The organism is Rhodovulum viride (assembly GCF_003265965.1).
In the GTDB taxonomy this organism is placed as follows: Bacteria; Pseudomonadota; Alphaproteobacteria; order Rhodobacterales; family Rhodobacteraceae; genus Rhodovulum; species Rhodovulum kholense.
On sequence record NZ_MUAV01000010.1, the window covers coordinates 1 to 25,193 of the forward strand.

Sequence of the window (25,193 nt, forward strand, 5' to 3'; positions counted from 1 at the left end):
CCTCATACGCCGCAGCGTCAATATGAGCCCCGGACACAAAATCCGGATCCGGCGGGTAGATATGCTCAGTCATCTCCGTGATCCCTCTGACTGGAGTAATACCGTCTTCTCCTGCGCCCGCCTTGTGTCGGCAGGTCGCCATTTCAGATGGCCAGGTATTCTGCCCTGAGGGCGTCGTTCTTCAGAACCTCGGCGGCGCTGCCGTCGAAAACGATCTGGCCCGTATCGAGTATGACGGCCCGGTCGGAAAGTTCCAAGGCCCGGATCGCGTTCTGTTCGACAATGACAGTGGTGATGCCCTGTTCCTTGATATGAACCAGCGTTTTCTCGATTTCGTCGACAATCACCGGGGCGAGCCCTTCATAGGGTTCGTCGAGAAGAAGCACCTTGATGTCGCGTGCCAGCGCCCGGGCGATGGCCAGCATCTGCTGTTCGCCGCCCGAGAGCGTCACGCCTTCCTGTTTGCGGCGTTCGCCGAGCCGGGGGAACAGATCGTAAAGCCGCTCGAGCGACCAGCCCACGGGCGGCACGATCTGGGCAAGTTGCAGGTTTTCCTCGACGGTGAGGCCCGGAATGATCCGCCGGTCCTCGGGCACCAGCCCCAGGCCCGCCGCGCTGGCCTGATGCGCGGCCATCGTGTGCAGGGGCGCATGGTCCAGCCAGATCTCGCCATAGGTGACCTGCGGGCTTGCCAGCCGGGCGATGGCGCGCAGGGTCGAGGTCTTGCCCGCGCCGTTCCGGCCCAGCAGCGCCAGGATCTCGCCCTCGTGGACGTTGAAGCTGACGCCCTGCACGATGTAGCTTTCGCCGTAATAGGCATGCAGATCGTAGACCGACAGAAAGGCCGGTGCCGTGGCGGCCTGGTTGGCGTTCTTGTTGAAGTCGGGTTTGACGTTCATCTGATCCCCCTCAATGCGCCTGGCCCAGATAGGCTTCCTGCACCTTCGGATGGCCCTTGATCTTCTCGGGCACGTCCTCGACCAGCGGCGTTCCCTGGGCCAGAACCGTGATCCGGTCGGCCAGGCTGAACACGACATGCATGTCATGTTCGATGATCGCCATGGTGATGTTGCGCGTGGCCTTGATGTCCTTCAGCAGGTCGATGGTGTTGTTGGTATCGGCCCGCGCCATCCCGGCGGTGGGTTCGTCCAGCAGCAAAAGCTTGGGCTCCTGCACGAGGCACATCGCCATTTCCAGCCGCCGCTTGTCGCCGCGCGAGAGGCTCGAGGCCTGCATGCCCGCCTTGTCGAGCATGTTGACGTCGTCCAGCATCTGTTCGGCCCGGGCCACGATATCCCTTTCATGGGCCACGGTTTCGAAGGCATGCATCCGGAACGCCCCGTCGCGCTTGGCGAAACAGGGGATCAGGACGTTTTCCAGGACCGTCAGATCGCCGAAGATCTCGGGCGTCTGGAACACCCGGGAAATGCCCAGCTGGTTGATCTCGTGCGGCTTGCGCCCCAGCACCGACTGGCCGTCGAACATCACCGATCCGGTATCGGGGATCAGCTTGCCGACGAGGCAGTTCAGCAGCGTCGACTTGCCCGCGCCGTTCGGCCCGATGATCGCATGCACGGTGTTCTCGGCGACCGAGAGGTTGACGTCGCCCAGCGCCTGCAAGCCCCCGAAGCGCTTGTTGACGCCCTTGACTTCAAGAATGCCCATCGCTCGTTCTCCTCATTCGGCCATGTGCGGGGCGGCGGCCGGGCGGTGTTCGGGATCCTTGCGCTTGGGGCCGCCGGACTTGCGCCGCCGCACCAGCCGCCAGATCCGCTGCATCCCCTCGACCAGCCCGCCGGGCAGGAAGATCACCACCAGCATGAACAGGATGCCCAGCGTCAGGTGCCAGCCCTTGCCCACGAAGGGGTGGAAGCAGGCGACGATGAAATCTTCCAGCCCGTCGGGCAGGAAGGCAAACCAGCCATGCAGGATGCCGTCGTTGATCTTCGAGAAGATGTTCTCGAAATACTTGATGAAGCCCGCGCCCAGCACCGGTCCCATCAGGGTGCCCGCGCCGCCGAGGATGGTCATCAGCACGACCTCGCCCGAGGCGGTCCACTGCATCCGCTCGGCGCCCGCCAGCGGGTCCATCGCCGCCAGCAGCCCGCCCGCAAGCCCGGCATACATGCCCGAGATCACGAAGGCCGCCAGCGTATAGGGGCGCGAGTTGAGCCCGGTATAGTTCATGCGCGTCTGGTTGGTCTTGATCGCGCGCAGCATCATCCCGAAGGGCGAGCGGAAGATCCTGAGGCTGATATAGAAGGCCAGGATCGCCATCACCGCGCAGAAATAATAGCCCACGTTGAAGGTGAAGACCCAGCCGCCCAGATCGACCTGGGCCGAGCTGCGCATCACCAGACCGAACAGATGCGGGCTGGTCGGCGCGCCGCTGCCCGCCAGGATCTGCGGGTCGCTGGCATAGACCTGCAGCCCGGTCTCGCCATTGGTGATTGGCGTCAGCACCGAATAGGCGAGGTTATAGCTCATCTGCGCGAAGGCCAGCGTCAGGATCGAGAAATAGATGCCCGAGCGGCGGAGCGAGATGAAGCCGATCAGCAATGCGAAGGCGGCCGAGATCACCACCGACAGCAAAAGCCCCGGCAACACGTTGTAGCCCAGCAGCTTGTACATCCAGACGACTGTATATGAGCCCACCCCCAGGAAGGCGGCATGGCCGAAGGACAGGTATCCGGTCAGCCCGAACAGGATGTTGAAGCCGATGGCGAAGATCCCGAAGATCGCGAATTTCTGCATCAGGTCGGGATAGCCCGCGTTGAACTGTGCAAGGCTCGAGCCTTCAGGGAAGGGTTGCAGAAGGATCGGGGTCAGCAGGGTCAGCGCGATCACGATCAGCAGGAAACGGGTATCTCTGGCACTCAGTCCGAACATTGGGTCAGTCCTCCATCACGCCCTTGCGGCCCATCAGCCCGCGCGGGCGGGTCAGCAGGATCACGATTGCCACGAGGTAGATGATCACCTGGTCGATGCCGGGGATCAGGCTTTTGACCTCGTTCATCGAGGCAAAGCTCTGCAGGATGCCCAGCAGGAACCCGGCCAGCACCGCGCCGGGCAGCGAGCCCATGCCGCCGACGACGACGACGACGAAGCTGAGCACGAGGAAATCCATCCCCATGTGATAATTCGGCGCGAGGATCGGCGTGTACATCACGCCCGCCAGCCCCGCCACGGCGGCCGCGAGCCCGAACATCAGGGTAAAGCGGCGGTCGATGTCGATGCCCAGCAGGCCCACCGTCTCGCGGTCGGCCATGCCCGCGCGCACGACCATGCCGAAGGTGGTGAATTGCAAAAAGGCGAAGACGCCGCCGATGATCACCAGCGAGAACAGGAAATAGACCATCCGCCAGTAGGGATAGATGATCACGTTGGGATCGAAGCCCAGCAGCGTGCCGAAATCGAAGCTGCCGGAAAAGGCCGAGGGCGCGCCGGTCTGGATCGGATTGGCGCCGAAGAAATACTTGATGATCTCCTGCAGCACGATGGCCAGCCCGAAGGTCACCAGGATCTGGTCGGCATGGGGCCGCTTGTAGAAATGCTTGATCAGCCCGCGCTCCATCGCAAAGCCGAGCCCGATCATCACCGGAATGGCCAGCAGGATGCCCAGCGGCACCGACCAGTCGACGATTGCGCCCCCCAGATCGGGGCCGAACCAGTGTTTGACATAGGGCACCTCGACCTTCAGCGGATTGCCCAGAAAGTCGGTGCGGGTCGGGTCGATCTCTTCATAGGACAGGCTCAGCAGGCGCTGCATCGTCACGGCGCAGAAGGCGCCGATCATGAACAGCGCGCCATGGGCGAAGTTGACGACCCCCAGCGTGCCGAAGATCAGCGTAAGCCCCAGCGCGATCAGCGCATAGGCCGAGCCCTTGTCGAGCCCGTTCAGGATTTGAAGGATAATGGCGTCCATGGTCCCATCCGTGATTGAGGGAGCGTCGGACCCGCCGGGTCCGGGGCGCGGTCCGGACCACGCGCGAAGGGCGCGGCCCGGCCGGTAGTATGTCAGGCAAGGGGGCGGGCGCTCAGGCGCCGTTGTTGCACTGGCCGAGGGTCGCCTCGGCGCCGCCGAACATCGGGTGATCCGGCGGATAGGTGACGTGATCGACCGGGGTGACCTCGACGATCTCGAGGATGTCGTACTTGGTCGACGGGTTTTCCTTGCCCTTCATGACCAGCACGTCCTTGAAGCACTGGTGATCCTCGGCGCGGTAGAGGACGGGACCGTTGCCCATGCCGTCGAATTCGAAGCCTTCCAGCGCCTCGGCCACAGCGCAAGGGTCGAACGACCCCGCCCGCGCCACGGCATCCGCGTAAAGCAGCGTCTGCACGTAGCAGGTATGGGCCGAGTTCGACGGCGGACGGCCGTATTTCTCGCCGAAGGACTTGACGAAGGCCTTGGTGCCCGGATCGGACAGCTGCCAGTTCCAGTTCATCGAGCCGTAGACGCCCTTGATGTTGTCGCCCGCGCCCTCGGCCATCAGTTCGGAATAAAGCGGCACGACGATCTCGAACTGCTTGCCGTTGACCTGCTTGTCGCGCAGGCCGAACTGCACCGCCTGGGTGATCGAGTTGATCATGTCGCCGCCGTAATGGTTCAGGACCAGCACATCGGCGCCCGAGTTCAGCACCGGCGCGATATAGGACGAGAAATCGCCCGCGCCGACCGGCGTCAGCACGTTGTTGACGGTCTGCCAGCCGATCGCCTCGGTCGAGGCCTGGATCGATTCCTGCTGGGTGTAGCCCCAGGTGTAATCGGCGGTCAAATGATAGGCGCGCCGGTCGGTGCCATAGGCCTTTTCCAGCACCGGCGTGAGCGCCGCGCCCGACATGTAGGCGTTGAAGAAGTGGCGAAAGCCGTTCTTCTTGCGGTCCTTGCCGGTGGTGTCGTTGGAATGGGTGAGACCCGCCATGAAGATGATGCCGGCTTCCTGGCAGAGGCCCTGCACGGCGACGGCGACGCCCGAGGACGAACCGCCGTTGATCATGACGACGCCGTCCTTCTCGATCATCGCCTTGGCCGAGGCGCGGGCGGCGTCCGACTTGGTCTGGGTGTCGCCGGTCACGTATTCGACCTGCTTGCCGAGGATGCCGGTGCCGTCCAGCGCCTTCGAGCTGAACGTGTTCAGCATTCCGCCATCGCCCATGCCGTTCAGATGTTCGACGGCCAGTTCCTGGGCGCGCAGCTCGTCGAGCCCCTCGTCTGCATAGGGGCCGGTCTGCGGCACGTTGAAGCCGAAGGTGACGGTGTTTCCGCTCGGGGCGTTGGTGAAGGCCCGGGCCCGCGAGGTGAAGATGGTGGGCAGCGCCAGTCCGGCGCCGGCATACGCACCTGTCTTGATCACGCCGCGGCGTGTCAGGGTCGATTTCGTCATGGGCATCCTCCCGTGATGCTTGAATGTCGGGCCCCTGCCTCCTCTTGCCGGAGCCCAGCGCTTTACAAAGCACATTCAGTATCGGGGGTGTCGCGAAAATAAGGCAACAACTGCTTTTCCCCGCAGGATTTTTTTGTAAACAATTACACAGGGGCCTTGGGAGGGGAGTCAATTAATTGTCTTGCAGGTGCAGAAAGCCCTTGTCGGGCAACAGGAAATCGCGATGCCCCGCAGCGCGCTGACCGGCACCCGGATTCGCGAACGCCGCACGATGATCGGCATGCGGCAGGCCGATCTGGCCCGTCTCGCCGGAATATCCCCGTCCTATCTGAATCTCATCGAGCACAATCGTCGCAGAATCGGCGGAAAGCTTCTGGTCGAGCTGGCCCGCAACCTGGGCGTCGAGGCCTCGGCGCTGACCGAGGGCGCGGGCGCCGCCCTGATCGATACCCTGCGCGAGGCCGCCGCGGGCCATGGCGAGGCCGAGGCCGACCTGCCGCGGCTCGAGGAATTCGCGGGCCGGTTTCCGGGCTGGGCCGGGCTGATCGCCGAGAGGCACCGCCGCGTGCGCGAGCTCGAACGCACGGTCGAGATGCTGACCGACCGCATGACCCATGACCCGTTCCTGTCGGCCTCGCTGCACGAGGTGATCTCGGCCGTGACCGCGATCCGCTCGACCGCGGCGATCCTGGCCGATACCGAGGATATCGACCCCGACTGGCAGCGCCGCTTTCACCGCAACCTCAGCGATGACAGCCGCCGTCTGGCCGAGGGTGCGCAGGCGCTCGTCGCCTATCTCGACGAGGGCACTGAAGATCCGGGCGTTCAATCCTCGCCGCAGGAGGAGGTCGAGGCCTTCCTGCGCGCCCGCGACTGGCATCTGCCGGAACTGGAACGCAGCCTGCCCCCCGATCCGGCGCGGATCGTGGCCGAGGCGCGCGAGCTGACCTCGGGGCCCGCGCGGGAACTGGCGCTGGCGCATCTGAAACGCTACCGGCGCGATGCCGAGCTGATGCCGCTTCAGCGGTTTTCCGAGGCGGCGCGGGGGGCGGCACTCGACCCGGGCGCGCTGGCCCAGGCTTTCGGGGTCGATCCGGGGGCGGCGTTCCGGCGGCTGGCCGCGCTGCCCGAGGATCGCGCGGGCGGGCCCGTGGGGCTGGTGGCCTGCGACGGCTCGGGCACGCTGACCTTCCGCAAGCCGGTCGAGGGGTTTTCGCTGCCCCGCTTCGGCGCGGCCTGTCCGCTCTGGCCGCTTTATCAGGCGCTGTCGCGGCCGATGGCGCCGGTCCGCGCGGTGGTCGAGCTGGGCGGCGCGACGCCGCAACGCTTCCTGACCTATGCGATCTGCCAGCCGGTTCTGGCGGCGGGATTCGACGGGCCGCAGGTGCTGGAGGCGGCGATGCTGATCCTGCCCGAGGGCACCGTTGCCCTGCCGCGGATGGCGGCGCAGCCGGTCGGCACCTCCTGCCGGATCTGCCCGCGCCGCGGCTGCGTCGCGCGGCGCGAGCCCTCGATCCTGGCCGACGGCTTCTGATGTCGGGTTTTGACAGGGACAGGCTTTGGGATGATAGTCGACAGACAAGCGGGGCACGAACGCCCGCACGGGGAGGGGAGAGACCGGGGATGGACAAGCGTGTCCTGCTGATCGAGGACGAACCGAACATCATCGAGGCGATCCGGTTCATCCTCGCCCGCGACGGCTGGCGCGTCGACACCCATGCCGACGGCACCACGGCCTTCGACCGGGTCGCCGAGACCCGGCCCGATATCGTCATTCTCGACGTGATGCTGCCCGGCCGGTCGGGCTTCGACATCCTGCGCGACATTCGCGCCGATGCCGGGCTTGGCGGGTTGCCGGTGCTGATGCTGACCGCCAAGGGGCAGGTCAAGGACCGCGATCTGGCCGAACGCATGGGGGCGAGCCGCTTCATGGCCAAGCCCTTCTCGAACACCGAGGTTCTGGCCTCGGTGCGGGAACTGACGGGCGTCTGAGATGGCCCGCGCGCCGCTGTTCCTGGCCCGCGAGGGGTATCGGCGGCGGCGGCTCGCGGACATGGCGCGGCTGTTGCCGGTGCTGGGGGCGGCGCTGTTCCTGGTGCCCGCGCTCGATGCCCGCGACGGGCTCGGGTCGGGCATGCTGATCTATCTGTTCAGCGCCTGGTTCGGGCTGATCCTCGCCTCGGCCTTCGTGTCTGCCCGGCTTGCGCGCGCGGCCCCGTCCGAGGGCGCGGAGCCCGCCGCCGAACCGCCCGAGGAGGTGTCATGATCGCCTTCGACATGCTCGTCGCGATCTGTCTTTTCTATGTGGCGATCCTCTTCGGCGTGGCCTTCCTGGCCGAGCGCGGCGGCAGGCGCGGCAGCAATGCCTGGCTGCGCTCGCCGCTGGTCTACACGCTGTCGCTGTCGGTCTACTGCACCGCCTGGACCTTCTACGGTGCGGTCGGCTACGCGGCGCGCTCGGGGCTGGAATTCGTCACCATCTATCTGGGGCCGACGCTGGTGCTGATCGGCTGGTGGTGGACGCTTAGAAAGCTGGTGCGGATCGGCAAGACCCAGCGGATCACCTCGATCGCCGACCTGATCTCGTCGCGCTACGGCAAGTCGAACATGCTGGGGGTGATCGTCACCCTGATCGCGGTCGTGGGCACGACGCCCTATATCGCACTGCAGCTGCAATCGGTGACGCTGTCCTTCGCGGTCTTTGCCGCCGCCGGTGCGCCGGGGCCGTGGCAGCTGGTCGACCTGAACGCCGCGGCCTTCAGCGTCGCCATCGGGCTTGCGGTCTTCACCGTCTTCTTCGGCACCCGCAATCTCGATGCCAACGAACGCCATCACGGCGTCGTCACCGCCATCGCGGTCGAGGCGGTGGTCAAACTGATCGCGCTGCTGGCGGTCGGCCTCTTCGTGGTCTGGGGCATCGGCGGCGGCGCGCAGGCGACGCTGGACCGGATCGAGGCCTCGCCGCTGGCGGGCATGCCGGTGGCGCCGGGACGCTGGATCGGGCTGACCTTCCTTGCGGGCGCCGCGATCCTGACGTTGCCCCGGATGTTCCAGGTGCTGGTGGTCGAGAACGAGGACGAACGCCATCTGGCGACCGCCGCCTGGGCCTTTCCGGGCTATGTCTTCCTGATGAGCCTCTTCGTGGTGCCCATCGCCGCGATCGGGCTGGCCGAGATGCCGCCCGGTGCCAATCCCGATCTTTTCGTTCTGACCCTGCCGCTGGCGCAGGGCCGGGACGGGCTGGCGACGCTGGCCTTCCTGGGCGGGTTCTCGTCGGCCACCTCGATGGTGATCGTGGCCGCCATCGCGCTGTCGACCATGGTCTCGAACCATATCGTCATGCCGCTTTTCCTGCACTGGACACGGTCGGGCGCCACCATGTCGGGCGATGTGCGCACGCTGGTGCTGCGCGCGCGGCGGCTCTCGATCGGGGGGGTGCTGCTGCTGGGCTATCTTTACTACCGGCTGACCGGCGGCAGCGAGGCGCTGGCCGAGATCGGGCTGATCTCGTTTGCGGGCGTGGCCCAGGTGCTGCCCGCGCTTCTGGGCGGGATCCTGTGGCGCGGCGCGACCCGCGCCGGGGCGCTGGCCGGGCTGACCGTCGGGTTTTCGCTTTGGGCCTACACACTGTTCCTGCCCAGCTTCGGCGAGGGCGCGGTGATGAGCGCGGGCCTTCTGGCCGACGGCCCCTGGGGCATCGGCTGGCTGCGGCCGCAGGGGCTTTTCGGGCTCGACGCGCTCGATCCGCTGGTCCATGCGGTGGTGTTCTCGATGGGCGCCAATGCGCTGGCCTTCACGCTGGTGTCGCTGCTGGATTTCCCCGGGCCCATGGAGCGGCTGCAGGCGGCGCAGTTCGTCAACGTGTTCGACCATTCGCCCGCCGGGCAGGGCTGGAGCCAGGGCCGCGCCGAGGCCGAGGACCTGCTGTTGATGGCGCAACGCATCCTTGGCGCGGACGATGCGCAAAGGCTGTTCCAGCGCGCCGCGGCCGATCAGGGCAAGCAGGGCTATCTGCCCGACACGACCCCCGAATTCCTGCGCGGGCTGGAACGCAAGCTGGCCGGGTCGGTGGGGGCGGCCACGGCCCATGCCATGGTCGGCCAGATCGTCGGGCGGTCGTCGGTCTCTGTCGAGGATCTGATGAAGGTCGCCGACGAAACCGCACAGATGATGGAATATTCCAGCCAGCTCGAAGCCAAGTCCGAGGAGCTGGCCCGCACCGCGCGGCAGCTGCGCGAGGTCAACGAGAAGCTGACCGAGCTTTCTGTGCAGAAGGATGCCTTTCTCAGCCAGATCAGCCACGAGCTGCGCACGCCGATGACCTCGATCCGGGCCTTTTCCGAGATCCTGATGGAAGACGATGCGCTGCCGCCCGAGCGTCTGGCCGACTACTCGCGGATCATCCATCAGGAAAGCATGCGGCTGACGCGGCTGCTTGACGATCTGCTGGATCTGTCGGTGCTGGAGAACGGCCAGGTGTCGCTGCATCCGCAGCCAGTCAGCCTGTCCGATCTCTTGGACCGGTCTGTCGCGGCGGCCGGGGGGCGGTCGGGCCGGGCGCCGATGGCGATCCGCCGCGATCCGGCGGCCGAGCGGGTAGATCTGGTCACCGATGGCGACCGGCTGAGCCAGGTCTTCATCAACCTCGTGTCGAATGCGCAGAAATACTGCGATGCCGCCGATCCGGTCCTGACCATTTCGGTGACCGAGGCCGAGGGCCGCGTAGCGGTCGATTTCGTCGACAATGGCAGCGGCATCCCTGATCGCAGCCAGTCGATCATCTTCGAGAAATTCTCGCGCCTGTCCGATCCGCGCAAGGCGGGCGGCGCGGGGCTGGGGCTTGCGATCTGCCGCGAGATCATGGTGCGGCTCGGCGGGTCCATCGTCTATCTGCCGGGGCGGGGCGGGGCGGCCTTCCGCGTGACGCTTCCGAGCCGCTGTGCCGAGGCGGCCTGAAATCGGTCGCATTTTAGAGGCAACCCTTTCTAAACCTTGAGCGGTCTATCACCGGGAAGAACCCTTCGGGAACGGCGATCGAGAACGGGCGCGACATGGCAGAGAACGGACATCAGGCAATCCTGCGGCGAATCCTCGGTGAAGACCGGGTGTCGCTTGGCGGGGCGCGGGGCGGCGGCAGCGATGGGGTCGCAGCACTCCGGCTCGAAACGGCACGCGCCACGCGCGAGTCCTTCGGGCTGACCGCCCTGGTCGAGGAATGCAAGGCCGAACGGACCGGCTTGCCGGAGATCGAGGCCGAAGTGACCGACGACTCGCTGGCGATCCTGCTGCGCGGCCCCGACGGGCGGCTTGGCCTCGTGGTCTATTCCGCCGATCTGGCGATGGCGCTTCTGGAATGGCGGCTGGTGGGCTTCCTGTCCGAAACCGCGCCGCCCGCGCGGGCCCTGACCGCGACCGACGCTGCGGTGCTGGCCGACCTGACCGACCCGATCCTGACCCGTTTCGCGCGCGCCATGAAAGAGGCCAGCGGCGCCGACTGGGCCAGCGGCTTTGCCCAGGGCGCGCGGATCGACGACCCGCGTCATGTGCCCTTGCTCATGGCGGCCGGGCGCTACCGACTGTACCGGCTGAAACTGTTGGCCGGGCGCGGGCGCAGCGGCGGCCTGATCATCGCCTTGCCCGAGGCGGCGCCGATGGCGCGGCCGAAGGCGGCCGAAAAGATCGCGCGGCCCTGGCCCGAGGCGCTGCGCGCCGGGGTGCTGGGGGCCGAGTTGTCGCTGAACGCGGTGCTCTGGCGGACCCGGATGTCGGCGGCCGGGGTTGCGCGGCTCAAGCCCGGTGCTCTGCTGTCGCTGCCCGCTGCGGCGCTGGGCGCGGTGCAGCTTGAAGGGCCGGGGGGCGTGGTGATCGCGGGTGGGCGGCTCGGTCAGGCCCATGGCGACCGCGCGATCAAGCTCGACAGCGAGGCCGGTGCGGCGGACGATCCGGGCTTCGGGGGCGGCATGCTGGACCAGGGCGGATTGGGCGCGGGTCTGCCCGGGGCCGATCCGCTGCAGATCGGGTCCGACCTGCCGATGGAGGATGGCGGCTTTCCCTTCGGCGAGGCGGCCGAAGAGGGCGGGCTCGACTTTGCGGCCGAGGGGTTCCCCGCCGGTGGGTTCGACCCCGGCGGCGAAGAGTTCCCGTTCGACCCGGGCGGGCTCGACAGCGATCTGGAAAACGCGCTGCAGAACGACCTCGACCTGAGCGGGTTCGGTTCGGCGCCGCTCGATCTGTCCGAGGAATTCCCCGCCGCTTCGGCCTAGATCGCGCTTTGGTCTCCGGCGATGCCTCCGAAGCGATCGGAAGTGCCGCGCGCGTCTCCGAACCGGCCCGGATTGCCCCGTGCGCGCGCCTGGCCAGCGGCGCGCAGCGTCCGTCAGCGGTAACGGCGTCGGATTGCCCTGCCGCGACGGCCATCACTGTCCCGGGTCGCCCACCGCGCGAGCTCCGAATGCGCTCCGCGCGATCTCGACCGCCCGAAGAGGCCCGTCCATGCCGGTGCCGGTGTATCGGTAGCGTCCCGTCGGCGCGGGGCCGGGGGGCGATCCCTTGAGCGGTCCGGATCAGTCGCGGCGTCTCAGCCAGTCCATGATCGCCGGGCGGACCGATTGCGCCCCGCTGGCGCGCGCCGTGTCGATCACCGCGCGGGCCTCGGCCAGGTTGCTGCGCCTCAGCATGTGCTTGACCGGGCCAATCGAGGCCGGGCGCATCGACAGCGACCGCAGGCCGATGGCCGCGAAACACAGCGCCTCGACCGGCCGGCCCGCATCCTCGCCGCAGAAGGACAGCGGTGTGCCGGTATCTTCGCAGCGCTTCACGATCTGCTCGAGGAAGCTCAGGAAGCTCACATTCAGCGTGTCGTACCGGCGCCGCACCCGCTCGTTCTCGCGGTCGGCGGCGAAGAAGAACTGTTTCAGGTCGTTGCCGCCGATCGAGATGAAGTCGGCCTCTTCGTAGAATTGCCGGGGAGAGAACGCCATCGAGGGCGTTTCCAGCATCGCGCCGATCTCGACCTTTTCGGGCAGCGGGCGTCCCAGCCGCCCCTCGCGGTCGATCTCGCACATCAGGTGGTCGCGCGCGATGCGGAATTCTTCGAGCTGCGCGACGAAGGGGAACATCACCGCCAGCGGCCGCCCGTTCGCGGCCCGGATCAGCGCCTGCAGCTGCATCCGCAGCACGCCGGGCCGGTCGAGCCCCACCCGGATCGCGCGCCAGCCAAGCGCGGGGTTCGGTTCGTCCTGCGGCTTCATGTAGGACAGCACCTTGTCCGACCCGATGTCGAGCGTGCGAAACACCACGCGCTTGTCCTCGGCCGCATCCATCACCCGGGCATAAAGCGCCGCGACCTCGCTGCGCTTCGGCACCTTCGAGCGGACGAGAAACTGCAATTCGGTGCGGAAGAGGCCCACGCCCTCGGCGCCCGAACTTTCCAGCGAGGGCAGGTCGGCCATCAGGCCCGCATTCATGTGCAGCGCGATCCGCTGGCCGCACAGCGTCAGCGCCGGTTCCTTGCGGATCGTGGCATAGCGCTGCTGCGCCTTGGCCTGCATCGCGATCTTGTCGTTGAAGGCGGTCGCGACGGTTTCCTCGGGCCGCAGATGCACGATGCCCTGTTCGCCATCGACGAGGATCGGGTCGCCGTTCAGCGCCTCGGTGGTGATCCGCTGGGCATTGACGATCAGCGGGATCGCCAGCGCGCGGGCGACGACGGCGGCATGGCTGCCGACCGAGCCCTCTTCCAGCACCACGCCGCGCAGCGACCGGCCGTAATCCAGCAATTCGCCCGGCCCGATATTGCGCGCGATCAGGATCGGGTCGGCGGGGCGCTCGGCGCCGGTATGTTCGCCCTGGCCGGTCAGGATGCGCAACAGCCGGTTCGACAGGTCGTCGAGATCGTGCAGCCGCTCGCGCAGATAGGGGTCGGGCACGGTCTGCATCCGTGCGCGCGCGGCCGACTGTTCCTTTTCCACTGCCGCCTCGGCCGACAGGCCGCGGGCGATGTCTTCCTCCATCCGCCGCTTCCAGCCGCGGGAATTGGCGAACATCCGGTAGGCTTCCAGCACCTGCAGCTGGTCCTTGTCGCCGCTGGGCGCCGCGTTCAGCATTTCGTCAACGGTGACGCGCAGCCGGTCTACGGCCTCGTGCAGGCGCCGCATCTCGGTCTCGAAGTCGTCGGCGATGGGGTTGGCGATGACGACGCGCGGCTCGTGCAGCCAGACATGGCCGACCGCCACGCCCTCCTGACCGACCGTGCCCTGGAACATCACCGGGCGCTGGTGCAGCGCGGCCAGCGCCTCGCCCTCGCCGACGAAGGCGCCAAGCTCGGTCATCTCGGCCAGCACCATGGCCACGACTTCCAGCGCATAGACTTCGTCGTCGGAATATTGCCGGGCTTCCTTCGACTGCACGACCAGCACGCCCAGCCGTTCGCCCAGCCGCTGGATCGGCACGCCGAGGAAGGCCGAGAAGATTTCCTCGCCGGTCTCGGGCATGTAGCGAAAGCCGCGTTCCTGGGGCGCGTTGCCGGTGTTGATCGGGCGGGCGGTCTTGGCGACGCGGCCCACCAGACCCTCGCCGACGCGCAGCCGGGTCTGGTGCACCGATTCGGGTTTCAGGCCCTCGGTGGCGCACAGTTCCAGGGTGTCGGCATCGCGAAACAGATAGATCGAGCAGACATGGGTACCCATCTGCTCGGCGATCAGCGCCGTGATCCGGTCAAGCCGTTCCTGGCCCGCCGCCGGCTCGGCGAGGGTTTCGCGCAGGCGAACAAGCAGCCTACGGCTTGCGCTTTCAGTCGGGTCGGGCATTTGCCCCCGTATTAGCCTGCGTTTTCCAATTTGAACGCATCATGGAGAGCTTGCACGGCAAGTTCCATATATTTCCGGTCGATCAGGACGGAAATTTTAATCTCGGAAGTTGTAATGACCCGGATGTTTATTCCTTCGGCGGCGAGCGCATCGAACATGGTCGAGGCGACGCCCGCATGGCTGCGCATCCCGATGCCCACGACCGACACCTTGGCGACATCGGTATCGGCCACCAGCTCGCGGAAATTGACCTCGCCCGCGTCCTTGGTCTTGTTCATGGCCTCGCGGGCGCGAGCGACCTGATTGACCGGACAAGAGAAGGTCATGTCGGTGCGCCCCTCTTCCGAGATGTTCTGCACGATCATGTCGACATTGACGCCCGCCTTGGCCAGCGGCCCGAAGATCGCGGCGGCGATGCCGGGGCGGTCGGCCACCGAGATCAGCGTCATCTTGGCCTCGTCGCGCGAATAGGCGACGCCGGAAACCACGTTCTGTTCCACAATATCCTCCTCGTCGCAGACGAGCGTGCCCGAGTTTTCGTCGGTGTCCTCGAAACTGGAAAGCACCCGCAATTTCACCTTGTAGCGCATCGCCAGCTCGACCGAGCGGGTCTGCAGTACCTTGGCGCCGAGGCTCGCGAGTTCCAGCATCTCTTCGAAGGCGATACGGTCGAGCTTGCGCGCCTTGTCCTCGATCCGCGGGTCGGTGGTGTAGACCCCGTCGACATCGGTGTAGATGTCGCAGCGCGCGGCGTCGAAGGCGGCGGCGAAGGCCACGGCCGTGGTGTCCGACCCGCCCCGGCCCAGCGTGGTGATGCGGCCCTCGGGGCTGATGCCCTGAAAGCCCGCGACCACGGCGACCTTCATGCCCTCGGCGAATTTCTGGTCGATATTGTCGCGCGGAATGGCCTCGATTCGCGCCGCCGAATGGGCCGAGCTGGTTTTCAGCGGCACCTGCCAGCCCTGCCAGCTGCGCGCGGGCACGTCCATTTCCTGAAGCGTCAGCGCCATCAGCCCGGCGGTCACGTTCTCGCCGGAACTCACGACGGCATCGTATTCGCGTGCGTCGAACAGCGGCGAGGTCTGTTCGACCCAGCCGACCAGCTCGTTCGTCTTGCCGGACATGGCCGAGACCACGACGATCACGTCATAGCCCCGCTCGACCTCGCGTTTGACCTTCTCGGCGGCATTCCTGATCCGCGCGAGATCGGCCACCGAGGTGCCCCCGAATTTCATCACCAGAACCGGCATCGTCGCCCGTCTCGTCCCTGCGCTTTCGTTCCGGGATGCTCTATGGGAAGGCGCGCCGGAGGGCAAGATCAATAGGGATGGGGGCGCCCGTCCCAGGTCTCGAAACAGCCGGTCGTCTCGAGGCTCAGCGCCTCGAACCGGGCGGCCAGCCCCTCTGCCGCTTCATCGGCCGAGATATCACCGCCTTCGCCGCCCATGTCGGTGCGCACCCATCCGGGATGGTAGATTCCGACGGCGATGCCGCGCGGTTTCAGGTCGGCGGCGAGGTTGCGCCCGAGATTGAGCGCGGCCGCCTTCGAGGCGCGATAGATATAGGACCCGCCGGGCGCACGTTCGTCCGAGGCCATCTGCGACGAGATGATGGCGATCCGCGGCCGGTCCGACCGGTTCAGCAGGGGCAGCATCGCCTGCACGGTCAGGAAGACGCCGGTCACGTTGGTGGCAAACATCTGCGCCCACATCTCGGGCGGATAGCCGTCGTCCGGCGTCTGGTTGCGGTCGAGAAAGGCGCCCGCGTTGCAGACCAGAAGGTCGAGCGCGGCGTCGCCCAGGCTTTCGGCCAGCCCGCGCTGCGCCTTGGGGTCGGTCACATCGAGCGGCATCCAGCGCGCGCCCTCGACCCGGGGCGGATCGTCGGTCCGGGCGGTGCCGATGGGTGCGAGGCCGCGTTCGGCGTAAAGCTGAAGCAGTCCGAGGCCGATGCCCCGGTTGGCGCCGGTGATCAGGGGGGTCATGGCGGGGTCCTTCAATTGGTCTTGCGGCGGGGCAGGAAGGGCAGGGGGGCGACCGGGATCCCGTCCTCGATCAGCCGCAGCGCCTCGTCGGCGCGGGCTTCGCCATGGATCGGGCGTTCGGGGCTGAGACCGGCATGCATGTCGCGCGCCTCCTGCACGAAGCGAAGCCCGACATAGTCGGATTTTTCCTCGATGCGTTTGCGCAGATCCGCCAGGGCCTGCTCGGCCGGGTGTGCCGGGGCCGAAAGCGTCGGCGCCGATTGCGTCCGTTCGGGTGGGGCGGGGTCGGCCCCGGGCCGGTCGGTCGCGACGTTCGGCGCCATCAATGCCTTCGAGACGGTGCCATTGCCGCAGACCGCACAGGTCACATGGCCGCCGGACAGCAGCGTGTCGAAGGCCGAGGCCGACTGGAACCAGCTTTCGAAGCGGTGCCCGTCGGCACAGGTGAGAGCATAGCGGATCATTCGAAAATCCTGTTGGCAGGACAGGGCGATACTTATGCGCCCGGGCCGGGATTGCAACGCCGCGCTTGACCTGAGGGCGCGACGGAATAGGTGCAGTTTCGCACGAATACAGCACATGGATGATCCCTGATGCGCCCCACCATACTTCCGGTTGTCGCGGCTGTTCTCCTGTGCGCCGGTCCGGGCGCGGCAGACGGCTTTCGGTTCGCCTCTATCGACGGTGGCGAGATCGATCTTGCGGCCTTTCATGGGCAGCCGGTGCTGGTGGTCAACACCGCCTCGCAATGCGGCTTCACCCCGCAATATGACGGGTTGCAGGCGCTTCAGGACCGGTACGGCCCGCGCGGGCTGGTGGTGCTGGCGGTGCCTTCGGATGATTTCAAACAGGAACTGGCCGACGAGGCGGCGGTGAAGGAGTTCTGCGAGGTCAATTTCGGGCTGACCCTGCCGATGACCGAGATCACCCATGTGAAGGGCCCCGAGGCGCATCCCTTCTACCGCTGGATGGCAGAGGCGCACGGGTTCACCCCCGGCTGGAACTTCAACAAGGTGCTGCTGGACGGCGAAGGCCGCCCGGTCGCGACCTATGGCGCGTTCACGACGCCGAAATCGGCGAAGCTGATCGCGCGGATCGAAAGCCTTTTGCCGGAATAGGATCGAAACGGTGGCCGACCGCCGTAATGGCTGTCGTAAAACTGTCAGAAATCGAGGCGCGGCGCAGAGCGCGAAGCGCACCGTCGTCGATTGGGTCTTCCGGCGTGCCGTCTTTGCAGGGGTGTTTGGAGCGGTTTTAAATACGGTTTCATGATTGCGTCGGTTATCGGGAAGAAATTCCGTTTCGACCTGTAACACATGACCCTGAAAGGTAAATCGTAATAGGCGCGGGCAGGTTGAGAAACGCGCGCGGGTTGAAATGCGGCGCTTTGGAGGCCATCTTTCGCGAGTGTCGATTTGACCGTTCCCGGAGCCTTCGCATGATCCGCGCCTTTGCCGCAATCGCCTTGCCGCCAGAGATCCGCGAAAACCTCATGCGGCTACAGGCCGGGCTGCCTTCGGGGCGCCCGGTGCCGCCGGAAAACCTGCATCTCACACTTGTTTTTCTTGGCGAACTTCCCGAGCCGGTGCTTGAGGACGTTCATCTGGCCTTTGCCGCAATCCGGGCCGAGCGGTTCGATCTGACGCTGTCGGGGCTGGGGCTTTTCGGCGGGGCGCGACCGCGCAATCTGCATGCCTGCCTGGCCGAAAGCGTAGCGCTTTGTCATTTGCAGGCGCGGCTGGAAACGGCTGCGCGACGCGCGGGCGCGTCGCCGGAACGGCGGCGCTTTTCCCCGCATGTCACGCTGGCCACACTGCGGCCGGGGCGGGGCGATCCGGGGCGACTGGAACGGGCCGTGATTGCAGGTTCGGACTTTCGGGCCGGGCCCTTTCCGGTCGAGTCTTTCGGACTTTATCGGTCCGAGCTTGGGCGAAATGGGGCGGTTCACACGGAATTGGCCCAATATGCGTTATTCTCTTCGCAGCTTGCATTTCCTGAGCCATAATACCGTAAAAAGGGAGGAGACATGTTCTGGACCGTTCACCCCGGGCACGGGCTCGGGTCATTGTCCTTTGGGATGACCCCCGAAGACGTGAAAGCGCAGCCGGGCCTTGGCAGGCCCGGGCATGTCTATCGCGGCAGCCGCGGCCGGGTCATGGAATATCGTGGCCTTTCCGTCCCAATCTGCGAATACGGTCCCGGAGGGCTGAATTGCATCATCGCCGGACGCAAGGTGGCGGGGGTCAGGTTTCAGGGAACGAACATCTTCGACACCGATCCCGAGGCCATCGTGCGGCTGATGGAAACCCGGCTGGGGGCCGCCCAGCTTTGCCAGGAACAGCTGTGCTTTCCCAAGGCGGGCCTGTTGCTGGGCGGGTTCTTCGACGCGCATGACAAGTGCTTCTTCCGTCCCGACGCCGAATATCACGACGAGCGGAGCGTGACGATCTACATGCCCGGCGCCTGCGGCCTGTCCTGCGAGACAGAGCACGAGCTGGTGAGCTTTCTCTAGCGGACAGGTCGCGGCTCAGGGCTGGGGGACGCCGCCCCCCAGCACCTCGGCGAACCAGGCGCTGTCGATATTCCCGCCGCAGAGGATCACGCCGACCCGGCGGCCCGCCATCATCTGGCGTTCCTGCATCAGCGCGGCAAGAGGCGCCGCGCCCGCGCCCTCAGCCACGTTATGGGTCGCCCGGAAATATAGCCGGATCGCGTCGGCGATCTCTTCGTCCGAGACCGAGACGATGCGCTCGGCGCCCGCCGAATAGATCGCGAAAGCCTCCGCCACCGGCACCCGCACCGCCAGCCCGTCGGCGAAGGTGCGCGCGGTGGGGGTCTCGACCAGATCGCTCGCGGCCATCGAGCGCAGCACGCAATCGGCGTTCTCCGACACCACGCCGACGATCCGGGTCGACAGCCCCAGCGCATCGCGCGCCGCGATGGTGCCGCAGATGCCCGACCCGCAGCCGATCGGCACATAGACGGTGTGCAGGTCGGGCTGGGCGGTGAACAATTCCTGCGCATAGGTCGCGACGCCCCGCACCAGCTCGCGGTGGAAGGGCGGCACCGGGACCAGCCCTTCGGTTTCTGCGACGCGAAAGGCCTCTTCGCGGGCGGTGTCGAAATCGGCGCCGAAGATCCGCAGATCGGCGCCGAAGGCCCGCATCGCGGCGTTCTTTTCGACCGAATTGCCCTCGGGCACGTAGATCCGCGCGGTCATGCCGGCGGCGCGGGCGGCCAGCGCCTGACCCTGTCCGTGATTGCCGCGGGTCGCGGTGACGATGCCGGGGCAGTCGGGTTGCGTGCGGGCCAGCCAGTCGATGAAGGTGATCGCGCCGCGCAGCTTGAAGGCACCGGTGGGTGTGTGGTTCTCGTGCTTGACCCAGACCTCGGTGCCTGTCGCCTCGGCCAGCAGCGGCCATGCATACTGTGGCGTCGGCTGCATCCGGGCATGGACGAGCCGGGCGGCCTCTTCCAGGTCGTCGAGCGAAAAGAGCGGGTCAGCCATCGCAGGTGTCCTTTGCATCAGAGGCAGTCAGCAGGCGGTCGAGCGCATCGACCAGCGTATCGGGGCCGGGGGCCTCGGCCCTGAGCGCCGCGATCGTGCGTTGGGCAAGGGCGGCGCGGCGGGTCTGTTCGGCACCGTCAAGCGCGGCCAGCGCGGCGGCCAGATCTTCGGCCCCGGCGACCGGGATCGCGGCGCCCGCGCGGTCGAGCGCGGCATAGGTGTCGGCGAAATTCGCGACATGGGGGCCGTGCAGGATCGCCGAGCCCCCGGCCGCGGGCTCGAAGGGGGTATGACCGCCCTTCGGCACCAGCGACCCGCCGACGAAGCTGGTCCCGGCCAGCGCGACCCAAAGCGCCATCTCGCCCATCGTGTCGGCCAGCAGCACCGGCCGCGCCGGGCCGGGGGTTTCGCCTTTGGAACGTGTGGCATGATCGAGCCCGGCCCGGGCGATCAACGCGGCGATCTCGGGCGCGCGGCGCGGATGGCGCGGGACCAGGATCAGGCGGGCGCCGGGATCGGCGCGGTACCGTGCGGCGAAGGCGGCCAGCACGGGGGCCTCTTCGCCCTCATGGGTCGAGGCCGCCAGCAATGTCTGCGCCCGGGGCAGCAGCGGCGCAAGACGTGCCAGCGCGTCCGGATCGGGCACCGGGGCGGGCGCAAAGGCCTTGAGGTCGATTACCGGGCCGATCCGGTCGGCGGGCAGGCCAAGGGCGGCAAAGCGGTCGCGCGACCCGGCATCCTGCGCCGACAGATAGCTGATCGCCCCGGTCAGCCGCCGCGCGAGCCCTGGCAGCCGCTCCCAGCGCGCGGCGCTGCGCGCCGACAGTCGTGCGCCCGCCACCAGCACCGGGCGGCCCTGCCGCGCCATCTCGGACAGGCGGTTCGGCCAAAGCTCGCTTTCGATCAGGATCAGCGCGCGCGGCTGCCAGCGGGCCGCGAAACGCCGCAGAGTCCAAAGATAGTCGTAAGGGGCAAGCCGCACCGCGACCCGGGGCAGGTCCCAGCCCGCGACCAGCGCGCGGCCGGTCAGGGTGTTGCAGGTCACCACCAGCGCCAGGTCGGGCCGACGCGCCAGCAGCCGCTCGATCAGCGGCCGGGCCGAGGCCAGTTCGCCATTCGAAGCCCCATGCAGCCAGACTGTCGGCGTGCGCGCCCCGCGCGGCCCGGCCAGCCCAAGCCGGTCACTTGCCTGCGCGCCCTCGCGCCAGAGCCGCAGCGCAAGCACCGGGGCCGCAAGCATCAGAAGCAGCCGGTAGCCCTGGAAGGCGACGGATCGAGAGGGGCGGGCGGGGGGCGACACAAGGCCTCCGGAGCGGACGGTTGGGGTGCCTGGGACAGCAGGAACAGGGCGATACGGGTCGGTGTACAAAGGGTTACGTGCCCGATGCCGGACTGGCAAGGCACCGCGCGTGCGGCCTGTTTCCCTCTTGCCATACCTTCCCGGTCATGGGGTGTCAGGCCATTGCCGCGCGCAGACTTCTGTGGCATCACCGGATCTGGAAGATTTCGAACTGGAGAGTTCAGCCGCATGGCCGATTACGCTGCCCGCCGCGAAGCGATGGTCGATACTCAGGTCCGCCCCGCGGACGTCACCCGTCTGCCGATCATCGAGGCGATGCTGGCCGTGCCCCGCGAGGCCTTCGTGCCCGCCCGCCTGAGCGAGGCCGCCTATATCGGCGAAAACCTTCCCCTGGCCCATGACCGCGTGCTGCTCGACCCGCGCACCTTCGCCAAGATGCTTGAGGCGGTCGATCTTACGGACGGCGATCTGGTGCTCGATCTGGGCACGGGGCTTGGCTATTCGGCGGCAGTGATGGCGCGGATGGCCGATGCGGTGGTGGCGCTGGAAGAAGACGGCACCATGGCGCGCGAGGCCGAGGCGACCCTGGCCGAACTGGGCGTCGACAATGTTGCGGTCGAGGTCGGCCCGCTGACCGAGGGCGCGCCCAAGCATGGCCCCTATGACGTTATCGTGGTCGAGGGGGCCATCGAGGAATTGCCCCAGGCCATTGCCGATCAGCTGAAGGAGGGCGGCCGCATCGTCGCGGTCTTCATGGAAGGCGCCCTGGGCGTGGTGCGCATCGCCTGGAAGGTCGAAGGCGCGCTGAGCTGGCGGTTTCTGTTCAATGCAAGCGCCCCGGTGATGCCGGGGTTTATCCGCGCGACGGAATTTCAGTTCTGACACGTGGGAGACATAAAAGAGCCGCATCGAAGAAGGGCGGCCTGACAAAGGCAAAAAGCCAAACGAGGCACGGATATGAGCAGTTTCCTTCGATATTTCGCCGGCACGGCTCTGTCGGCCTCGCTGTCGCTCTGGGCGTGCGGGGCGGCCCAGGCCGAGACCCTGACCGACGCCCTGATCGCGGCCTACAAGAATTCGCATCTGCTTGACCAGAACCGGGCGCTCCTGCGCGCGGCGGACGAGGATGTTGCCCAGGCGTTGGCGACCCTGCGCCCGGTGCTCGCCTTCGCGATGTCGGGGACCTATACCGACCCGGCCTCGGCGGCGAACGGGTTCCAGAATACCAGTGCCTCGGCCGAACTGACGGCAACGCTGACAGTGTTCGACGGCGGGCAGAACCGGCTGGCGCTTGATGCCACCAAGGAAACCGTGCTGGCCACGCGCTCGGCGCTGATCGGGATCGAACAGGACGTTCTGCTCTCGGCGGTTCAGGCCTATATGGACGTGTTCGCGGCGCTGCAGAATGTCAGCCTTGCCGAGAACAACACCCGGCTGATCTCGGAAGAGCTGCGCGCCACCGAGGACCGGTTCGAGGTCGGCGAAGTGACCCGCACCGATGTGTCGCTGGCGCAATCGGCTTTGGCCGAGGCGCGGTCGAACCTCGTTGCGGCCCAGGGCGCGCTGGCGACGGCGCGCGAATCCTACAAGCTGGCGGTGGGCCATTATCCGGACACGCTCAGCGGCATCCCGAACCTGCCCAGCGTGCCCACCTCGCCCGAGGCCGCGCGTGCGGTGGCCGTGCAGACCCATCCCGACATCATCCAGGCTCAGCACAACGTCACAGTGGCCGAGCTGAACCTCGCGCGCGCCAAGGCCGCGCAGGGACCCAGCGTGACCGCCTCGGTGGGCTACCAGCGCGATGACAATTCCGATGAAGGCGTGACCGGCCAGGTCAAGCTGTCCCAGACGATCTATGCCGGCGGCCGGCTTTACGCGGCCGAGCGTCAGGCCATGGCCAATGTGCAGGCGAACCGGGCCGGGCTGTTGCAGACCGTGCGGCTGGTCGAGCTTGACGTGGGCAATGCCTGGTCGGGTCTGGCCGTGGCGCGGGCCCAGCTTGGCGCCAGCGACCAGCGGATCGAGGCGGCGCAGCTGGCCTTCGACGGAACCAAGGAAGAGGCCCGGCTGGGGGCTCGCACCACGCTGGACGTGCTGGATGCCGAACAGGATCTGCTCGACGCCCGCACCGCACGGGTGCAGGCCGAGGCCGACCAGTACACGGCCGTCTACAGCGTGCTGTCCTCGATGGGCCTGCTGACCGCCAAGCATCTGGGGCTTGGCATTCCGACCTACGATCCGAATGCCTATTACAACGCGGTCAGTTCGGCGCCGCCGAAAAGCCTTCAGGGCGGCAAGCTCGACCGCGTTCTGCAAAGCATCGGCCGCAACTGACGCGCCCGCCGGTTGTGTCCGGGGGGCGAAGGGTCTAGGCTTTCGCCCCGTAAGGTTAACCGTCTTTCCGGTACGGAGCCGTTCCATGGCCGAAACGCGCAGCATCGTCGATCCCGCCAGTCTTCGGCCAACGGCAATGGCCCAGGAGCCGTCGCGCCCCCGTCTGGGCCGCCTGGTGCTGACCCCCAACCTCCGCGTGCGGGCCGAAACCGAGACCTCCGGATCGGCACGCCCGGTTCCGGTCCTGCTGCGCGGGCCGCTGGCCTGCGAGACGGGGCCCGATGTGGACCCGGGCGCCGCGCGCAAGCGCGCTGCTGCCGTGGCCGATCTCGCCGAGGCCAACCGGCGCGAGGCGGCTTCTCTGGAACGCCGGATCGCCGAGCTGGAGGCGGCGATGGCGGGGGCCGAGGCTGATTGGGAAGATCCCGAGATCGACGAGGGCTGGCTCGATGCCGGATGGGCCCGGCCCGGCCCCGTGCCAGTCGTGGCGGGGCAATCAGAGGGAACCCTGGCCGATGCCGCCGCGGTGCGGGCACTGGTCGCCGAGGTCGTCCGGCAGGAACTGCGCGGGGCGCTGGGCGAGGGCATCAGCCGCAATCTGCGCAAGATGGTGCGCCGCGAAATCGCCCGCGCCCTGACCGAACGCGATCTCGACTAGGCCGGCCCGTTTCCCCGCAAATCGCAGACGGCAGGGTGCAGGACCCTGCAAACGAAAAACGCGCCCTTTTGGGCGCGCGTTTCGGTGTAAACCGGCATCGGAGGGTCAGGCGGCTTCGGCCTGCTCCTGACTGTGGCGGCGTTCGCTTTCCTCGCGCGACAGGGCAACAGAGGTCCGCACACCGCGCGACACGAATTCCATGAGACCGCGAACGACCCGTTCATTCGGATCGATCCCGGCGCAGGACAGGACTTCGCGACCGTCGCGAGACCGCGCCCAGCGGGCGATCTGCTCGGGGCCGTTGCCATATTTCTTGTCGTCCGCGATTGCGTCATCCAACGCGGCGAGCACCACAGCAGCGAACAATTTCCGGGCACGATGCCCCTGTTCGTGATTGAACGCCGTGCCATCAACGAAATCGACCATCTCGTCGTCCTTTTATTCTTGCTCTTGCATTTCGGGCGTGCGGCCGAATATGACGCTTTTGCTGCGATTCGGTATTCTCCATTTGGCAGACCGGCCATGCACTCAGCGCATGGCTCGCCCGCAGAAGAGACCGGATCTAGTCGCCTTGCCAGCTCGACACCGACAAGATATAGGTGCCGCCGAATGGCGATCAACCTTCTCTTAAGAGTTCCCGCATGGCCAAGATCAACGGCAACGAAATCCGTCCCGGTTACATTCTGGACCATGACGGCGGGCTGTGGGCCGCGGTGAAGGTGGACCATGTCAAGCCCGGCAAGGGCGGGGCCTTCGCCCAGGTCGAGCTGCGCAACCTGCGCACCGGCACCAAGCTGAACGAACGCTTCCGCAGCGCCGACAAGGTCGACCGGGTCGAGCTGGAGCGGAAGGACCAGCAGTTCCTCTATGAATCCGAGGGTATGCTGGTGGTGATGGATACCGACAGCTACGAACAGACCGAACTGCCCGCCGATCTTCTGGGCGACCGTCGCCCGTTCCTGCAGGATGGCATGACCGTGGTGGTCGAGTACTACGAGGCCGAGGCGCTGAACGCCACGCTGCCGCCCAAGGTCACCTGCCGGATTGCCGAGACCGAGCCGGTGGTGAACGGCCAGACGGCAGCGAAGAGCTTCAAGCCCGCGCTGCTGGAAAATGGCGTGCGGGTGATGGTCCCGCCCTTCGTGGGACCGGGCGAAGAGATCATCGTCAACACCGAAACCATGGAATATTCCGCCCGGGCCTGAGGGCGCTGGC

Annotated in this window: 24 protein-coding genes; 12 read left to right on the forward strand and 12 right to left on the reverse strand. The window is 67.0% G+C overall.

The genetic code is table 11. The features are described 5' to 3' along the window. Positions 1 to 143 precede the first annotated feature (143 nt). The 5 genes from BYZ73_RS10100 to BYZ73_RS10120 all read right to left on the reverse strand — a co-directional run bounded on the left by BYZ73_RS10100 (position 144) and on the right by BYZ73_RS10120 (position 5,387). A complete protein-coding gene (locus BYZ73_RS10100; protein WP_108026491.1) occupies positions 144 to 899 on the reverse strand; it encodes an ABC transporter ATP-binding protein in 756 nt (251 codons plus the stop codon). A 10-nt stretch (positions 900 to 909) separates the two neighbouring features. After that, positions 910 to 1,665, reverse strand: a complete 756-nt coding sequence (locus BYZ73_RS10105; protein ID WP_075785075.1) for an ABC transporter ATP-binding protein — start codon at positions 1,663 to 1,665, stop codon at positions 910 to 912. Positions 1,666 to 1,677: 12 nt separating this feature from the next. Beyond that, positions 1,678 to 2,889 (reverse strand): branched-chain amino acid ABC transporter permease, encoded by a 1,212-nt coding sequence (locus BYZ73_RS10110; RefSeq protein ID WP_112315852.1) that lies wholly within the window; start codon positions 2,887 to 2,889, stop codon positions 1,678 to 1,680. Between the two features lie 4 nt (positions 2,890 to 2,893). Beyond that, positions 2,894 to 3,925: a branched-chain amino acid ABC transporter permease gene (locus BYZ73_RS10115; protein WP_112315853.1), complete on the reverse strand. Its 1,032-nt coding sequence runs from the start codon at positions 3,923 to 3,925 to the stop codon at positions 2,894 to 2,896. 112 nt (positions 3,926 to 4,037) lie between these two features. Continuing rightward, positions 4,038 to 5,387 (reverse strand): substrate-binding protein, encoded by a 1,350-nt coding sequence (locus BYZ73_RS10120; RefSeq protein ID WP_112315952.1) that lies wholly within the window; start codon positions 5,385 to 5,387, stop codon positions 4,038 to 4,040. Positions 5,388 to 5,610: 223 nt separating this feature from the next. On the opposite strand from BYZ73_RS10120, the gene BYZ73_RS10125 reads away from it, so the two are divergent. The 5 genes from BYZ73_RS10125 to BYZ73_RS10145 all read left to right on the forward strand — a co-directional run bounded on the left by BYZ73_RS10125 (position 5,611) and on the right by BYZ73_RS10145 (position 11,650). Further along, on the forward strand, positions 5,611 to 6,921 hold the full coding sequence (locus BYZ73_RS10125) for a helix-turn-helix transcriptional regulator (RefSeq protein ID WP_112315854.1): 1,311 nt from the start codon (positions 5,611 to 5,613) through the stop codon (positions 6,919 to 6,921). Positions 6,922 to 7,010: 89 nt separating this feature from the next. After that, positions 7,011 to 7,379 (forward strand): response regulator transcription factor, encoded by a 369-nt coding sequence (locus BYZ73_RS10130; RefSeq protein WP_112315855.1) that lies wholly within the window; start codon positions 7,011 to 7,013, stop codon positions 7,377 to 7,379. Between the two features lies 1 nt (position 7,380). Beyond that, positions 7,381 to 7,653, forward strand: a complete 273-nt coding sequence (locus BYZ73_RS10135; RefSeq protein WP_112315856.1) for a hypothetical protein — start codon at positions 7,381 to 7,383, stop codon at positions 7,651 to 7,653. Beyond that, positions 7,650 to 10,343 carry an ATP-binding protein gene (locus BYZ73_RS10140; RefSeq protein WP_112315857.1) on the forward strand — a complete coding sequence of 898 codons (2,694 nt, stop codon included), beginning with the start codon at positions 7,650 to 7,652 and terminating at the stop codon, positions 10,341 to 10,343. Before BYZ73_RS10135 ends, BYZ73_RS10140 begins: the two co-directional genes overlap by 4 nt. Before the next feature lie 95 nt (positions 10,344 to 10,438). Then, positions 10,439 to 11,650, forward strand: coding sequence for a FliM/FliN family flagellar motor switch protein (locus BYZ73_RS10145; RefSeq protein WP_112315858.1), 1,212 nt, complete (start codon positions 10,439 to 10,441; stop codon positions 11,648 to 11,650). Between the two features lie 300 nt (positions 11,651 to 11,950). On the opposite strand, the gene ptsP is transcribed toward BYZ73_RS10145, so the two are convergent. The 4 genes from ptsP to BYZ73_RS10165 form a co-directional block, all read right to left on the reverse strand. After that, positions 11,951 to 14,194: a phosphoenolpyruvate--protein phosphotransferase gene (ptsP, locus tag BYZ73_RS10150; RefSeq protein WP_112315859.1), complete on the reverse strand. Its 2,244-nt coding sequence runs from the start codon at positions 14,192 to 14,194 to the stop codon at positions 11,951 to 11,953. Positions 14,195 to 14,205: 11 nt separating this feature from the next. Continuing rightward, positions 14,206 to 15,444, reverse strand: coding sequence for an aspartate kinase (locus BYZ73_RS10155; RefSeq protein ID WP_112315860.1), 1,239 nt, complete (start codon positions 15,442 to 15,444; stop codon positions 14,206 to 14,208). Between the two features lie 68 nt (positions 15,445 to 15,512). Further along, on the reverse strand, positions 15,513 to 16,178 hold the full coding sequence (locus BYZ73_RS10160) for an SDR family oxidoreductase (RefSeq protein WP_112315861.1): 666 nt from the start codon (positions 16,176 to 16,178) through the stop codon (positions 15,513 to 15,515). Positions 16,179 to 16,189: 11 nt separating this feature from the next. After that, a complete protein-coding gene (locus BYZ73_RS10165; RefSeq protein WP_108026526.1) occupies positions 16,190 to 16,642 on the reverse strand; it encodes a DUF1178 family protein in 453 nt (150 codons plus the stop codon). A gap of 129 nt (positions 16,643 to 16,771) precedes the next feature. Between BYZ73_RS10165 and BYZ73_RS10170 the strand changes: the two genes are divergently transcribed. The 3 genes from BYZ73_RS10170 (at position 16,772) to BYZ73_RS10180 (ending at position 18,690) form a co-directional block, all read left to right on the forward strand. Then, positions 16,772 to 17,296, forward strand: coding sequence for a glutathione peroxidase (locus BYZ73_RS10170; protein ID WP_112315862.1), 525 nt, complete (start codon positions 16,772 to 16,774; stop codon positions 17,294 to 17,296). A 320-nt stretch (positions 17,297 to 17,616) separates the two neighbouring features. Then, positions 17,617 to 18,183, forward strand: a complete 567-nt coding sequence (gene thpR / locus BYZ73_RS10175) for an RNA 2',3'-cyclic phosphodiesterase (RefSeq protein WP_112315863.1) — start codon at positions 17,617 to 17,619, stop codon at positions 18,181 to 18,183. 21 nt (positions 18,184 to 18,204) lie between these two features. Beyond that, positions 18,205 to 18,690, forward strand: coding sequence for a hypothetical protein (locus BYZ73_RS10180; protein ID WP_112315864.1), 486 nt, complete (start codon positions 18,205 to 18,207; stop codon positions 18,688 to 18,690). Between the two features lie 15 nt (positions 18,691 to 18,705). Here BYZ73_RS10180 and BYZ73_RS10185 read toward each other — a convergent pair whose 3' ends face one another. Beyond that, positions 18,706 to 19,686: a threonine dehydratase gene (locus tag BYZ73_RS10185; RefSeq protein WP_112315865.1), complete on the reverse strand. Its 981-nt coding sequence runs from the start codon at positions 19,684 to 19,686 to the stop codon at positions 18,706 to 18,708. Further along, on the reverse strand, positions 19,679 to 20,926 hold the full coding sequence (locus tag BYZ73_RS10190; protein WP_112315953.1) for a 3-deoxy-D-manno-octulosonic acid transferase: 1,248 nt from the start codon (positions 20,924 to 20,926) through the stop codon (positions 19,679 to 19,681). Before BYZ73_RS10190 ends, BYZ73_RS10185 begins: the two co-directional genes overlap by 8 nt. A 288-nt stretch (positions 20,927 to 21,214) precedes the next feature. Here BYZ73_RS10190 and BYZ73_RS10195 point away from each other — a divergent pair, with 288 nt between their 5' ends. The 3 genes from BYZ73_RS10195 to BYZ73_RS10205 all read left to right on the forward strand — a co-directional run bounded on the left by BYZ73_RS10195 (position 21,215) and on the right by BYZ73_RS10205 (position 23,978). After that, the gene (locus BYZ73_RS10195) at positions 21,215 to 21,868 is read left to right on the forward strand and encodes a protein-L-isoaspartate O-methyltransferase family protein (protein ID WP_112315866.1); all 654 of its coding nucleotides are present in this window, start codon (positions 21,215 to 21,217) and stop codon (positions 21,866 to 21,868) included. Between the two features lie 75 nt (positions 21,869 to 21,943). Further along, the gene (locus BYZ73_RS10200; protein WP_112315867.1) at positions 21,944 to 23,320 is read left to right on the forward strand and encodes a TolC family outer membrane protein; all 1,377 of its coding nucleotides are present in this window, start codon (positions 21,944 to 21,946) and stop codon (positions 23,318 to 23,320) included. Positions 23,321 to 23,405: 85 nt separating this feature from the next. Further along, complete coding sequence (locus BYZ73_RS10205; RefSeq protein WP_112315868.1) at positions 23,406 to 23,978, forward strand: hypothetical protein; 573 nt, start codon at positions 23,406 to 23,408, stop codon at positions 23,976 to 23,978. 105 nt (positions 23,979 to 24,083) lie between these two features. Here the strand turns inward: BYZ73_RS10205 and BYZ73_RS10210 are convergent, their stop codons facing one another. After that, a complete protein-coding gene (locus tag BYZ73_RS10210; RefSeq protein ID WP_075785094.1) occupies positions 24,084 to 24,404 on the reverse strand; it encodes a DUF6280 family protein in 321 nt (106 codons plus the stop codon). A 215-nt stretch (positions 24,405 to 24,619) separates the two neighbouring features. On the opposite strand from BYZ73_RS10210, the gene efp reads away from it, so the two are divergent. After that, positions 24,620 to 25,183, forward strand: a complete 564-nt coding sequence (gene efp / locus BYZ73_RS10215; protein ID WP_112315869.1) for an elongation factor P — start codon at positions 24,620 to 24,622, stop codon at positions 25,181 to 25,183. Positions 25,184 to 25,193: the final 10 nt, after the last annotated feature.